Source organism: Grimontia sedimenti, assembly GCF_011045095.1.
Classification (GTDB): Bacteria; Pseudomonadota; Gammaproteobacteria; order Enterobacterales; family Vibrionaceae; genus Enterovibrio; species Enterovibrio sedimenti.
Map to the genome: position 1 here is coordinate 43967 of NZ_JAALDL010000024.1, position 14254 is coordinate 58220.

Below are 14254 nucleotides of genomic sequence, written 5' to 3' on the forward strand. Positions count from 1 at the left end.
GATGGTAATGGTTGTGCAGAATGACCGCTTACTAGTCGATGATATCTGCATGTTTTCCGGTCTTTTTCCGCTTTTTCTCCCAACGTTTATGCACGCCTTTTGTTAGGGAAGAAAACGTCGTTTCAACTTTATCCAGACCAACAAGAACAAAAAGTACAAACGCACAAAGAAGCAGTGCCTGACGTCCGTAGTCAAAAGCGATCACCATACCAAGGCCCGCCATCAACCAAACGACGGCTGCAGAGGTCATCCCTTGTATTTGACCATCACGCGCCATCATGACGCCTGCACCCAGAAAACCAACACCTGTAACTATCTGACCGAGTACTCGCGCATGATCCAGCGAGTTATCTGAAAGGGATGTTGCCAGACGCATAAAAAGGTAGGTACCGAGAATAATGAGGATTGCTGTGCGAATACCCACGGGCTTTCCGCGAAGTTGGCGTTCAAGGCCTAAAATCCATCCGCAGGCGGCACAGGTGAGTACGCCTTCCCAGCTAAACGGGGTGATATCCCAAAACTCATTCATTCTCTTTACTTCCGGGCTAGAAAAAATTTAACCCCTCGGGTCTGCAGACCGTGGGGTATTTGTGGCGCAGAAATATCCGCCTTAGCGAGAAAAAGAACAATAGGGAGCACGATGAAATCATTTTATCGTCAGAACAGATGTTGTTTGCCAATAGAAACAGAGGATGAAATGGAGGGGATTTTTCGCGTTAGGATAACAACTATGTTTGTTTCTTAGGCATTTAACAGCAAAGCACAAGGAAAAGCGTTGACGAAGAAACTCGTGCCTTTATAATCCTGCCCTGCGTTCACACACTGTGTGAATGAAGTGCGCCCTTAACTCAGTTGGATAGAGCAACGGCCTTCTAAGCCGTGGGTCACAGGTTCGAATCCTGTAGGGCGTGCCACTTTCTACTTCTTCCTCGTACATATTCTCATCGCAATTTTTTCCCGAACGCTTCTCACTGCAGATTCTCGACGTTGATTGAAAAGAAGATCCTAGGAAAAGAAGATCCTAGGGAAGAGCAGGTCCTAGGTACTAGGAAAACAAGATCCTAGGAAGAGCAGGTCACTAGGTCCTAGGAAAAGCCAGAGCTGAGAGCTGTAGGGCGTCTGATTTAAGCGGTTTTGGTCATCATTTTTATCTTAAAGTTGAAATACCAATTCTATCTTTCTCTAGGACCTAGGACCTAGGACCTCTTTGCTCAGATTTTCCATCAAGTGCGTGAATACATGAATATGCTCTCTTGACATGAAAACCTCATAAGTATCGTCTTCTAGGACCCTAGGACCCTAGGACCTTTCTTTTTCCTTCCCCCCTTGAAATCCATTTTCTCGCCCCAATCTCACAGAAACATGACGATGGACCTAGCCCGTCTCGACTCGACAGGGCGGTGCCGCTATAATGGCGCGTCTTAAAAATCATGCCTCGTATTTTGAGGCTAATCGATACCCGCGCAAACGCGCTGTGTATCCAGATTCACAGGCGCTATGGCGAACGATTCGCTGTAGCACGAAAGGATGCTACCGGCAGGAGCCGGGCAACATCACTCAGCGACCCTGAGTAAGTTTTGAGGTTATTAATACAATGCAAGTTACCGTTGAAACCACAGAAGGCCTAGAGCGCCACCTGACTATCACCGTTCCAGCAGCAAACATCGAAGACGCAGTAACTGCAGAGCTTCGCAATATTGCTAAAAATCGTCGTTTCGATGGTTTCCGTAAAGGTAAAGTGCCTTTGAAGATGGTTTCACGTATGTACGGTAAAGCTGTACGTAACGACGTGATGGGTGAAGTGATGCAGCGTCATTTCATCGAAGCGATCATCAAAGAGAAAATCAACCCAGCGGGTGCGCCAACTTTCACTCCAGTTGACACTGAAGAAGGCAAAGATCTGGTATTCAAAGCTTCTTTCGAAGTTTACCCAGAAATCGCGCTGAAAGATCTGGACAAAGTAGAAGTGGTTAAGCCACTGGCTGACGTTAAAGAAGAAGACGTTGCTGAAATGATCGAGACTCTGCGTAAGCAGCAGGCTTCTTGGTCAGAAGTTGACGCAGCAGCTGAAGCAAGCAGCCGCGTAACGATGGACTTCTCTGGCTCTATCGACGGCGAAGAGTTCGAAGGCGGTAAAGCAGAAGGCTTCGCGCTGGTTATGGGCCAAGGCCGCATGATCCCAGGTTTCGAAGACGGCATCGTTGGTAAGAAAGCGGGTGAAGAGTTCACTATCGACGTGACTTTCCCAGAAGACTACCACGCTGAAAACCTGAAAGGTAAAGCAGCGAAGTTCGACATCAAACTGAGCAAAGTTGAAGCGCAAGAACTGCCAGAACTGACTGAAGAGTTCGTTGCACGTTTCGGCGTTGAAGACGGCAGCGTTGACGGCCTGAAAGCAGAAGTTCGTAAAAACATGGAACGCGAACTGAAGCAAGCGGTTAAGAACAAGATTAAAGAGCAAGTGATCGATGGTCTGGTTGCTAACAACGACATCGATGTACCTGCTGCACTGATCGACCAAGAAGTTAACGTTCTGCGTCAGCAAGCGGTTCAGCGTTTCGGTGGCAACATGGAAAACGCACCAGAACTGCCAAGCGAACTGTTTGAAGAACAAGCAAAACGCCGCGTAGTGGTTGGTCTGCTTCTGGGTGAAGTGATCAAGTCAGAAGAGCTGAAAGCTGACGAAGACCGCGTGAAAGCACTGATCGAAGAAATGGCTTCTGCATACGAAGATCCATCAGAAGTTGTGGCTTACTACGAGAAAGACCAGCGCCTGATGGAAAACATGCGCAACGTTGCTCTTGAAGAACAAGCAATCGACGCACTGCTGGGTAAAGCACAAGTTTCTGAAAAAGAGCAAGCTTTCTCTGAGCTGATGAACCCAGCTCAAGCATAAGTGCTAGAATTGTTGAGTGGACAATTGACTTAGAATTCACTCTTCTGATAACAATGGTCCGTATGAAGTAATTTCATCCGGGCCATTTATTTTAGGGATATAACACTATGAGCTTTCAAGAAAAAAACGGAATGCCTTCTATCATGGATGCATTGGTGCCGATGGTGGTTGAACAAACTTCCCGCGGTGAACGTTCGTATGACATCTATTCCCGCCTTTTGAAAGAGCGTGTGATCTTCCTGACGGGTCAGGTTGAAGATCATATGGCGAACCTTGTTGTTGCGCAGCTGCTGTTCCTGGAATCAGAAAATCCTGATAAAGATATCTTCCTCTACATTAACTCACCGGGAGGTTCGGTGACTGCAGGTATGTCTATTTACGATACGATGCAGTACATTAAACCAGACGTGAGCACGGTATGTATGGGTCAGGCTTGCTCAATGGGGGCATTCCTGTTGGCGGGTGGCGCAAAAGGTAAGCGTTACTGTCTGCCAAATTCCCGTGTCATGATTCACCAGCCACTTGGCGGATTCCAAGGTCAGGCGTCTGACATTCAAATCCACGCGCAAGAAATTTTGACCATCAAGCAAAAGCTCAACACTCTGTTGGCTGAGCACACGGGTCAACCGCTGGAAGTGATTGAACGCGACACTGATCGTGACAACTTTATGGCTGCACAGGATGCGGCTGACTATGGTCTGGTTGACGCGGTACTGAATAAGCGCGATTAATTTATTAATTCTGAGACGGTTAGGTTTACTTAACACTAACTGTCCTGGAATTGAGTCTCTCGGTGTTCGGAAAATTTCCCCGAGATGTTATAGACTCAGATCATGGTAAACATAGGCGAAGGCCTAAAGAGGTTAGCGAATGACAGACAAGCGAAAAGACGGTGGCAGCGGCAAACTGCTTTACTGCTCTTTCTGCGGCAAAAGCCAGCATGAAGTACGCAAGTTAATTGCTGGACCTTCTGTTTATATCTGCGATGAGTGTGTTGACCTGTGTAACGACATCATTCGTGAAGAAATAAAAGAGGTCATGCCTAAGCGCGACAGTAACGAGCTTCCAACTCCGCAAGAGATCCGCGCGCACCTGGATGATTACGTTATCGGTCAAGATCGTGCGAAGAAAGTATTGTCTGTAGCGGTATACAACCACTACAAACGCCTTCGTAACGGCGACACAACGGCTGATGGCGTCGAGCTGGGTAAAAGTAATATTCTTCTGATTGGTCCTACCGGTAGTGGTAAGACGCTGTTGGCAGAAACGCTGGCGCGTTTTCTGGATGTGCCGTTCACCATGGCAGATGCCACGACACTGACCGAAGCAGGTTATGTGGGTGAAGACGTTGAAAACATCATCCAGAAACTGCTTCAGAAGTGTGATTACGACGTAGCAAAAGCAGAACGCGGCATCGTATACATTGATGAAATCGACAAGATTTCTCGTAAGTCCGACAACCCATCTATCACCCGCGACGTTTCCGGTGAAGGTGTTCAGCAGGCGCTGTTGAAGCTGGTTGAAGGTACGATTGCTTCTGTTCCACCACAAGGTGGCCGTAAGCACCCGCAACAGGAATTCCTGCAGGTTGATACCTCAAAAATCCTGTTCATTTGTGGTGGTGCATTTGCCGGTCTCGACAAAGTGGTAGACCAGCGTGTGGCGAAAGGCAGCGGTATTGGCTTTGGTGCGGAAGTTCGTACAAAAGATCAGGAAGCAACACTGAGCGACCTGTTCAGCAAAGTGGAACCAGAAGATTTGGTGAAGTACGGTTTGATCCCGGAATTCATCGGTCGTCTGCCAGTCACTGCGATTTTGGGCGAGCTGGATGAAGATGCACTGGTGCAGATCCTTCGCGAACCTAAGAACGCACTCACCAAACAGTACGCAGCCTTGCTGGAATTGGACGGTGTTGAACTGGAGTTCCGTGATGACGCCCTGACTGCAATTGCCAAGAAAGCGATGGACCGTAAAACCGGTGCACGTGGCCTGCGCTCAATTGTGGAAGCAGTGCTTCTGGACACGATGTACGATCTGCCTTCAAGTAAAGAAGTCACCAAAGTGGTGATTGATGAATCTGTGATCAAAGGTGAATCTGATCCACTGCTGATTTATGAAGCATCAGAAAATCAGGCGGCTGGCGCAGAGTAACGCGTACATCCCATAGGGTTAAATTGCTTATTTAACCAACAAATTACCGAAAAAAAGGGAGCATTAGCTCCCTTTTTTACTTTCTGCCGGATATGCCGTTGAATCCTGACAATCTATCCCCATATACTCAGTAATAACGAAAACGGAAGAGAGAAAAATATGAACTTGGAGCGTTCCGAGCGCATTGAGATTCCGGTCCTGCCATTGCGTGACGTAGTTGTCTATCCTCACATGGTCATCCCGCTGTTTGTGGGACGGGATAAATCCATTCGCTGCCTTGAAGCGGCAATGGACAATGACAAGCAGATTCTATTGGTTGCGCAGAAAGATGCCGCTACCGATGACCCATCCATTTCCGACCTTTACAAGGTCGGTACCGTCGCTTCTATTCTCCAACTGCTGAAACTCCCTGATGGCACAGTAAAAGTGCTGGTGGAAGGCTTACAGCGTGCAGAAATCAGAAAGTTCCGTGAAGACGACTTCTTCACAGCAGATGCCGAGTACATGCTTACGCCAGAAATGGACGAACGTGAGCAAGAAGTGCTGGTGCGCACGGCGATCAGTCAGTTTGAAGGCTTTATCAAACTGAACAAAAAGATCCCACCGGAAGTGCTGACGTCACTGAATGGTATTGACGAAGCTGCCCGCCTTGCAGATACCATTGCCGCGCACATGCCTTTGAAACTCAATGACAAACAGCAAGTGCTGGAAATTATTGATATCGCTGAGCGCCTTGAATTTTTGATGACCATGATGGAGTCAGAAATCGATCTGCTGCAGGTTGAGAAGCGTATTCGCAGCCGCGTTAAGAAGCAGATGGAAAAGAGCCAGCGCGAGTACTACCTCAATGAGCAAATGAAGGCCATCCAGAAAGAGCTGGGTGAGCTGGATGACGCGCCTGACGAATTTGAAAGCCTGAAGCTGAAGATTGAAGAATCTAAAATGCCTCAGGAGGCCAAAGAGAAAACTGAGCAAGAACTGCAGAAGCTGAAAATGATGTCTCCGATGTCAGCGGAAGCAACGGTGGTTCGCAGCTATATCGACTGGATGGTCAGCGTGCCATGGTCGAAGCGCTCGAAAGTGAAGAAAGATTTGGCGAAAGCTGAAGAGATTCTGAACTCAGACCATTATGGCCTTGAGCGTGTGAAAGAACGCATTCTTGAGTACTTGGCGGTGCAAAACCGTGTGAACAAGCTTAAAGGGCCAATCCTGTGCCTTGTGGGGCCTCCAGGTGTGGGTAAAACTTCTCTGGGTCAGTCGATTGCGAAGGCAACAGGCCGTAAGTACACCCGTATGGCGCTGGGCGGCGTGCGTGATGAAGCGGAAATCCGCGGTCACCGTCGTACTTACATTGGCTCTCTGCCAGGTAAGCTTATCCAGAAAATGGCAAAGGTCGGTGTGAAAAACCCACTGTTCCTGCTTGATGAAATCGACAAGATGTCTTCTGACATGCGCGGCGATCCATCTTCTGCTTTGCTGGAAGTGCTGGACCCAGAGCAAAACAATGCGTTCAACGATCACTATCTGGAAGTGGATTACGACCTGTCAGACGTGATGTTCGTGGCGACCTCGAACTCGATGAACATTCCAGGTCCATTGCTTGACCGTATGGAAGTGATTCGTCTGTCGGGCTACACCGAAGACGAAAAACTCAACATTGCTAAGCAGCACTTGGTTGATAAGCAGGTTAAGCGTAACGGTCTGAAGCCAAAAGAAGTTGAGATCCAAGATTCAGCGATCATCGGTATCATCCGTTACTACACCCGTGAAGCAGGTGTGCGTAGCCTTGAGCGTGAAATTTCCAAGCTTTGCCGCAAAGCAGTGAAAGAAATTCTGCTGAATAAAGACACGAAAACCATCGTTATCAATCAGGACAACCTGAAAGATTACTTGGGCGTTCAACGCTTTGACTACGGCAAAGCGGACGAGAGCAACCGTATTGGCCAGGTCACCGGTCTAGCGTGGACGGAAGTGGGTGGCGATCTGCTGACCATCGAAACTGAATCCATGCCGGGCAAAGGCAAGCTGACACAAACGGGTTCTCTGGGCGATGTGATGCAGGAGTCGATTCAGGCAGCGATGACAGTAGTTCGTACTCGTGCCGAGAAGCTGGGTATCAATAACGACTTCTATGAGAAGCGTGATATCCATGTGCACGTGCCAGAAGGTGCAACACCAAAAGATGGCCCAAGTGCGGGTATCGCCATGTGTACGGCGTTGGTATCTAGCCTGACGGGCAACCCTGTGCGTGCAGATGTTGCCATGACGGGTGAAATTACCCTGCGTGGTGAAGTGCTGCCAATCGGTGGTCTGAAAGAGAAGCTGTTGGCTGCTCACCGTGGCGGCATCAAAACGGTGATCATTCCAAAAGAGAACGAACGTGATCTGGAAGAGATCCCTGAAAACGTTAAAGCAGACCTCGACATCCATGCTGTGCGCTGGATCGACGAAGTTCTGACTCTGGCGCTACAAGACAACCCTCTCGGAATAGAGCTGGTTTCGTCGCAAAAGAGTGACGTGCAGCAAAATTAAGCAACGTAAAGCGCTGACAGTCGGTAAAAGGCTTGTCAGCGTTTTTTTTGAGGGCTAAGTTAATTAAAACGCTGCAAGCCCTTAATTCATAACAGCTACAGCGTTTTTAAGTCTTGTTTTAATAACTATTGGCGCCATTAATCGGTTGCCGCCGCAAAAAATGGGATTTGTGGTTCGTTTGTAAAGGGGATGAAAAAGTGAACAAGTCGCAGTTAATTGATAAAATTGCAGAAAATGCTGACCTGTCTAAAGCGTCAGCGGGTCGCGCTCTGGATGCACTGATTGAAGCAGTATCAGATAGCCTGAAAGACGGTGATCAAGTTGCTCTGGTTGGTTTCGGTACTTTCTCTGTTCGTGAGCGTTCAGCACGTACAGGTCGTAACCCACAAACTGGTGCAGAAATTAAAATTGCAGCTGCTAAAGTCCCAGGCTTTAAAGCTGGTAAAGCTCTGAAAGACGCGGTTAACTAATCTTAAACGTTTCGTTTTGCTCTTTGTCGCACCAGTCCTAGTTTTAAGCTGTAAAGTGTGCGACATCAGCGTATAATCAGGCTCAATCAGAGTGTAAAGGCGCATCTCTCGATGCGCTTTTTTAGTTTTAATCGAAACAACTCCTCTTGATACAAATTGACTGTGTGCATATCAGTGCATTGGCTTTTTGCTGTGCAAGAGAAGCTGTATGAAAGACGAACGTTTCAATAAGCAGGAGTGACGGCGCGTTATGATGGAGCGACTACGCGAAGGCGTAAACAGCATCGCGGTTAAGATCATCTTAGGCCTTATTATCTTTTCCTTTGTTTTCGCTGGTGTTGGCGGCTACCTGGCAGGTGGCACCGTGGTACCTGCGGCAACGGTAGGTGATCAAGAAATTAGCCGCAATCAATTCGAGCAAGCTTACCAAAATGAGCGTGCACAGATGCAAGCACAGGCCGGTGACTTCTTCTCTACTCTGTTGAGTGACCCTAGCTATCTCGCGCAATTCCGCCGCAATGTTCTGGATCGTATGGTGAATCAGGCGTTGCTGGATCAGGAAGCGAAGAACTTAGGTCTTCGTGTGAGCGATGCACAAATCAAACAAACCATTCGTGATATGCCAGCATTCCGAGGCTCAACAGGTCTGTTTGACAACGATTTATATTTGGCAGCACTTCGCCGCAATGGCCTGTCTCCTGATCAGTTTGCTGAGTATGTACGCCAGGATCTGGTTCGAGAACAGTTCGTTAATGCCCTGATCAGCAGTGAATTCGCGCTGGAAGGTGAACTGGAAGCACTGTACAAGCTTGAAGGTCAAACGCGCATGGTTCGCACTTTGACTCTGCCGCTAGCCGATTTCGCCGATAAAGCGGATATCACTGATGAGCAAAAGCAGGCTTACTACGAGCAAAACCCATCGCAGTTCGTTCGTCCAGAGCAATTCAAGATTTCTTATGTTGAGCTCTCTGGTGAAGGTATCGCAGACGTTGCCGACGTGACGGAAGAAGAAGCGAAGACCTACTACGAAGCAAACAAAGCCAATTACGGCACCGCTGAGCAGCGTAAAGTCAGCCATATCATGATTCAGGGTGACGACGACGCTGCAAAAGAAAAAGCAGAAGCGGTCTTGGCTGAGCTGAACAGCGGTGCTGACTTTGCTGAACTGGCGAAAACCCGTTCTGACGACACTTTCAGTGCTGAGCAAGGCGGTGAGTTGGACTGGTTTGACAAAGGCGTGATGGATCCAGCATTCGAAGAAGCGGCATTTGCACTGGCAAATAACGGCGATGTGTCTGAAGTGGTTCAATCTGAGTTTGGTTTCCACATCATCAAGCTGGATGATATCAAGCCATCTGATGCGAAGCCTTTTGCGGAAGTGCGTGATGAAATCATGGCGCAACTGAAGCAAAACCACGCGGTTGAGAAGTTCTACGCTCTGTCTAACGAACTGGCTGAGAAAGCGTTCGAAATGCCAGATAACCTTGATGAAGCGGCGAATGCTGTGAATGCGAACGTTGAGAAAACTGATTTCGTAGCGTTGTCCGATCTGCAAGGTTCATTGGCCAACCCTCTGGTTGCTCAGGCTCTGCAACAACCGGAAGTGCGTGAAGACGGTCTGAACTCTGACATCATTGAGATTGCTCCTGAGCATGTAGTGGTTGTGCGTGTTGACGAAGTTCGTCCTGAGACAGTGCTGCCTTTCGAAGAGGTAGAAACTCAAGTGACAGATTTGCTGAAGCGTCAGGAAGGCGAGAAAGCTGCTGAAGCGTTAGCAAACACCTTAGTGTCTGAGCTGAGTGAAGGCAACGACGCGGGTCTGAATGCATCAGGTTATGCGTTTGGTGAAGCCGCTGAGCTGGCGCGCGTTTCTCAAGACCGTGAAGTCGTTGAGCTTGCGTTCACTATGGCAACACCGGCTGAAGGCAAAGCAGAATACGGCTTTACCCGCACCTTCAATGGCGATGTACTGGTTGTTGCTCTGGATGCGGTGAAAGAGCCGACGACGGAAGAGATCAGCCTACAAAGCCAGATGGCAGAGCGTGTTGCGCGTAACACCGCTAACATCGATCTGGAATCTGTCATCGCACAGCTGAAAGAAAGCACTGAAGTGACTTACACACTTGACGCTGTTGAGCAATAAATCAACCCAACTTGATATGATTGTAAGACGACTGTAATTGATAAGTTGCATCGACGGGGGACTTTATGTCCCCCGTCGTTTTTTTTATCCCTTCAACTCGCACCATTCCCTTCATCCGTTATGTTGGTCATACCAATCAACCCCATAAAGGAAATGGACATGAAATCGATTGTATCGGCAATGATATTTGCCATCTCTCTCATTCTCTCACCGTTGGCAACCGCGCAGGACGGCGCTCAGGGTGTCCCTGTCGAAGTGAATATCAACACTGCTGAAGCCGAAGAGCTGGATAAATATTTGGATGGTATTGGTAAGGCGAAAGCGCAGGCAATCGTAGATTACCGCAATGCCAACGGTGCCTTTGAATCGGCAGATGATTTGAAGGGCGTGAAAGGTATTGGCAACTCAATTGTTGAGAAGAACCGCGACCGCATCGTGCTCTGATCTCAAGAAAGTCTCCTAATATCCCCAACGTTGTGTGCCGGGGAGCACGCTCTCCCCAAATCCCGCTTATCACGATTAAGGCTTGTTAAATTCGCCTGACGACAACAGAATGAGTAAAGAACTGTTCTAATGACGTCAAGGAAGCCATGAGTCAGAAAACCAGCCACTTTTTTGCCCATCTCGCGCGTATGAAGCTTATTTACCGTTGGCCGCTGATGCGTAATGTCTCTAATGAAAATATCTCTGAGCACAGCCTCCAGGTTGCCTTTGTTGCTCACGCGCTCGCGCTGATAGAAAACAAAAAATTCGGCGGGCAATACTCGCCGGAACGCGTCGCACTGCTGGCGATGTTTCATGACTGTAGCGAAGTGCTGACAGGCGATCTGCCAACACCTATCAAGTATTTCAATCCAGCCATTGCCGATGAATACAAAAAAATCGAGCAAATAGCCGAAGACAAGCTGGTTGGCATGTTGCCAGAAGAATTCCGAGAGGATTACCGACCGCTTATCGACAGTGAAGCCATCAATCAAGATGACTATCGGTTGGTGAAGCAGGCTGATGCCATTTGTGCCTATCTTAAATGTCTTGAAGAGCTTTCTGCGGGCAATCATGAGTTTCTACAAGCCAAACGTCGGTTGGAAAAAACCATGAGCGAGCGTGGCAGTGAGGCGACTGAATATTTTATGACGACGTTTGCGCCAAGCTTTGAGCTTTCCTTGGATGAAATCAGCGATGACTGAGTTTGCACTATTACCTGATTGGGAAGCGCGTCTTGCTGAAGAAAACAAAAAGCGCCGTAATGACAAGCGTTCTGTGTTTCAGCGAGATCGTGCCCGCATACTGCATTCTGCCGCGTTCCGACGCTTGCAGGCGAAGACACAGGTGTTGGGTGCGGAGCACAGCGAGTTTTACCGCACGCGCCTGACACACTCACTTGAGGTCTCTCAGATAGGGACGGGCATCCTCGCTCAAATCAAAGAGAAACAGCCTGAGTTTCGCGATATCTTGCCTTCAACCAGCTTGATGGAAAGTCTGTGCCTTGCACACGACATTGGCCATCCGCCTTACGGTCATGGTGGTGAAATCGCCCTGAACTATATGATGCGCAACGACGGCGGCTTTGAAGGAAACGCGCAGACCTTTCGCATCGTTACCTTGCTCGAACCTTATACCGAACATGACGGCATGAACCTCGCCCGTCGCACCTTGCTGGGGTTATTGAAATATCCGGCGCCGATTGCGTCCATATCGCGTTCAGTGCTTTCGCCTGATGTTGTCGAGTTTCGTCATTTAAAAGCCTCAGAGTGGCACCCCGCCAAGGGTATCTATCAAGATGACCTGGAAAGGTTTAACTGGGTGTTGGGTGGCATGTCTGGAAACGACGCTAAACTGTTTACCTCGTTGAAATTGGCACCAACGAAAGAACAGCATGGCCGCACACAATACAAATCCATTGATTGCTCGATCATGGAACTGGCGGACGATATCGCATACGGTGTCCATGACCTCGAAGATGCCATTGTGATGGGTATTGTTCAGCGTGACCAATGGCAGGAAGCCGTAGCCAGCAAACTGGCGGAATGCGGTGATCCTTGGCTGGAAGCCAATATTGGGCATCTGAGCGATCAAATGTTTGGTCCGCATTACGAGCGAAAAGATGCCATCGGCGCATTGGTGAACACACTGCTGACATCCATTGCGATAGAACCTTCCGTACAGGATGGTGTGAATCGTTTTGACGATCCCTTGCTTCAATGGAACGCCAAGCTGACCGATACCATGGATTCAGTACTGTCAGTCCTAAAAGCTTTTGTCAGTGAGTTTGTGGTGCAAAAGCCAGAACTTCAGGTGGTGGAATACAAGGGTCAGCAATTGGTGATGGAGCTGTTCGACGCGTTCGATGCTGACCCGCAAAGATTGTTACCCGTCGCGATACGCGCTCAATGGCAACAGGAAATCGCGGAAGGAAAAAGCGGTCGCCGTGCTATTGCAGACTACATATCAGGCATGACAGACGGCTATGCCCAAAGGCTTCACGCGACCATGTTTACCGCTTCAAGTCAGGGACCGCTATATCCGATTCGATAGATTTGAGGTCCTAAGGAAATAAGGTCCTAGGAAGAGCAAAGAGCGGTCCTAGATCCTAGGCAAAGCAAAAGCTTGATGTCACAGCTACGACTTTAAAATCTTTGTAGGACCCTAGGACCCTAGGACCCTAGGACCCTAGGACCCTAGGACCTATCTTTCCCCCCATAATGCCGCTCAAACACACCGGGCGGCATTTGTTTTATCTGAAACTCAATCATTTCATTGAAGGCATTCATTAGTGGTTCGAAAGGCTCGCTGTCTCCTGCCATGGCCGACAGGGCGTAGAAACCTGCTTCAACGGTTGAAAGGCCTCCATCGACTGGGGATTTTCGGATGCGGTAATTTCCGCTCTGGATATCATCCAATTTTACGCAAGGAAGCGCCTGCAGATTTTGGGAAAGCTGATACATTTTAAAGGCTTTTCGCCAGGTACCGTCGAGTAAAATTAAACCGCATTGTTTGTTTTGAGCCATTCCATCTAGTCGCCAGTTCCCGATTGGCTCAGATGTTTCAGCCGGGTAAAGCAGGGCGTAATGAACATCGTTGTCCAAAAGTTGGTTTAGCTCATCATTGTCACTGAAGTCTTCTCCCACGATTATTCGACAGTTTGGGAGCGACAGGGAAAGAATACGTGCCGTACCGATGGGTTGTTTGACCTCTGAAGGGTGCTGAAGAACGATCACTGGCACATCACTTTCAATCCTCTGGATGAAAGCGCAAATGCAGGCTTTGTTGGCTTTTCCGCACTGCGGACAATATCGACTGGCTTTCTGGTTCATGACCACGGTACGCTATAACTTACTCATATCACAAAGCTTGGAGCACATATTGGCTCATCTTAGGTTGGTTGGCTTACTCGCCATCATCATACTCATTGCCCAAATCCCTTCTATCCATCAACTCATGGTATGGGATCGCACGGATATTCTTGCAGGGCAATGGTGGCGAATCGTAACAGGAAACCTAACACACACCAATGGTATCCACCTTGCTATGAATCTGGCGGGGCTGGTGGTGCTCACTTTTCTTCATCGCGAATACTACGGCAGCAGAAGTCTTATCCCAATGGTTTGGGTGATGATGGCGGTGATAGGCGCGGTTATGTTCGTCAGTCCCTTTGATTGGTATGCCGGGCTTTCTGGTGTGTTACATGGCTTATTTGTTTGGGGCGTGGTGCGGGATATTCAAAACAAAATACCGTTGGGGTGGGTGATGCTCATCGGCGTGATTTTGAAGCTCGGATATGAAGCCTACACTGGCGGGGACTCGATGACTGCGGAATTAATCGACGCAGGCGTTGCCTATCAGGCGCATTTGGCCGGGGCGTGCGTAGGGCTTGTTTTTGCTTTGGTAAGGAAACAAGGCCCTAGGAAGAGCAAAGAGCGGAACTAGATCCTAGGAAGAGCAAAAAGCTTGACGTTGTTGCAACAACTCAAAAATCTGCCAGGACCCAGGACCCAGGACCCAGGACCCAGGACCCAGGACCCAGGACCCAGGACCCAGGACCCAGGACCCAGGACCCAGGAC

The 14254-nt window shown here is 48.8% G+C and carries 12 protein-coding genes and 1 tRNA gene; 11 read left to right on the forward strand and 2 right to left on the reverse strand.

The window, feature by feature from the left end:
* Nucleotides 1-31: 31 nt before the first annotated feature.
* A complete protein-coding gene (locus G5S52_RS21725) occupies nt 32-529 on the reverse strand; it encodes an MgtC/SapB family protein (protein WP_165018446.1) in 498 nt (165 codons plus the stop codon).
* Nucleotides 530-837: 308 nt separating this feature from the next.
* Here G5S52_RS21725 and G5S52_RS21730 point away from each other — a divergent pair.
* The 10 genes from G5S52_RS21730 (at nt 838) to G5S52_RS21775 (ending at nt 12727) form a co-directional block, all read left to right on the forward strand.
* Nucleotides 838-914: transfer RNA gene (locus G5S52_RS21730), tRNA-Arg, on the forward strand.
* 680 nt (nt 915-1594) lie between these two features.
* Nucleotides 1595-2896: a trigger factor gene (tig, locus tag G5S52_RS21735; RefSeq protein WP_165018448.1), complete on the forward strand. Its 1302-nt coding sequence runs from the start codon at nt 1595-1597 to the stop codon at nt 2894-2896.
* Between the two features lie 107 nt (nt 2897-3003).
* Complete coding sequence (gene clpP / locus G5S52_RS21740) at nt 3004-3627, forward strand: ATP-dependent Clp endopeptidase proteolytic subunit ClpP (RefSeq protein WP_002535561.1); 624 nt, start codon at nt 3004-3006, stop codon at nt 3625-3627.
* A 139-nt stretch (nt 3628-3766) separates the two neighbouring features.
* Complete coding sequence (gene clpX / locus G5S52_RS21745) at nt 3767-5047, forward strand: ATP-dependent protease ATP-binding subunit ClpX (protein ID WP_165018450.1); 1281 nt, start codon at nt 3767-3769, stop codon at nt 5045-5047.
* A gap of 159 nt (nt 5048-5206) precedes the next feature.
* Nucleotides 5207-7579, forward strand: coding sequence for an endopeptidase La (gene lon, locus G5S52_RS21750; protein ID WP_165018452.1), 2373 nt, complete (start codon nt 5207-5209; stop codon nt 7577-7579).
* Nucleotides 7580-7776: 197 nt separating this feature from the next.
* Nucleotides 7777-8049 (forward strand): nucleoid-associated protein HU-beta, encoded by a 273-nt coding sequence (gene hupB, locus G5S52_RS21755; RefSeq protein WP_002535556.1) that lies wholly within the window; start codon nt 7777-7779, stop codon nt 8047-8049.
* Between the two features lie 250 nt (nt 8050-8299).
* Nucleotides 8300-10192, forward strand: coding sequence for a peptidylprolyl isomerase (ppiD, locus tag G5S52_RS21760; protein ID WP_165018454.1), 1893 nt, complete (start codon nt 8300-8302; stop codon nt 10190-10192).
* A 159-nt stretch (nt 10193-10351) separates the two neighbouring features.
* Nucleotides 10352-10636: a ComEA family DNA-binding protein gene (locus tag G5S52_RS21765; protein ID WP_165018456.1), complete on the forward strand. Its 285-nt coding sequence runs from the start codon at nt 10352-10354 to the stop codon at nt 10634-10636.
* A 146-nt stretch (nt 10637-10782) separates the two neighbouring features.
* Complete coding sequence (yfbR, locus tag G5S52_RS21770; RefSeq protein WP_165018458.1) at nt 10783-11379, forward strand: 5'-deoxynucleotidase; 597 nt, start codon at nt 10783-10785, stop codon at nt 11377-11379.
* On the forward strand, nt 11372-12727 hold the full coding sequence (locus G5S52_RS21775) for an anti-phage deoxyguanosine triphosphatase (protein WP_165018460.1): 1356 nt from the start codon (nt 11372-11374) through the stop codon (nt 12725-12727). The genes yfbR and G5S52_RS21775 overlap by 8 nt, the downstream gene beginning before the upstream one ends.
* Nucleotides 12728-12870: 143 nt before the next feature.
* On the opposite strand, the gene G5S52_RS21780 is transcribed toward G5S52_RS21775, so the two are convergent.
* Nucleotides 12871-13506: a tRNA-uridine aminocarboxypropyltransferase gene (locus G5S52_RS21780; RefSeq protein WP_165018462.1), complete on the reverse strand. Its 636-nt coding sequence runs from the start codon at nt 13504-13506 to the stop codon at nt 12871-12873.
* 49 nt (nt 13507-13555) lie between these two features.
* Between G5S52_RS21780 and rrtA the strand changes: the two genes are divergently transcribed.
* Nucleotides 13556-14119 (forward strand): rhombosortase, encoded by a 564-nt coding sequence (gene rrtA / locus G5S52_RS21785; protein WP_165018463.1) that lies wholly within the window; start codon nt 13556-13558, stop codon nt 14117-14119.
* The last annotated feature ends 135 nt before the right edge of the window (nt 14120-14254 follow it).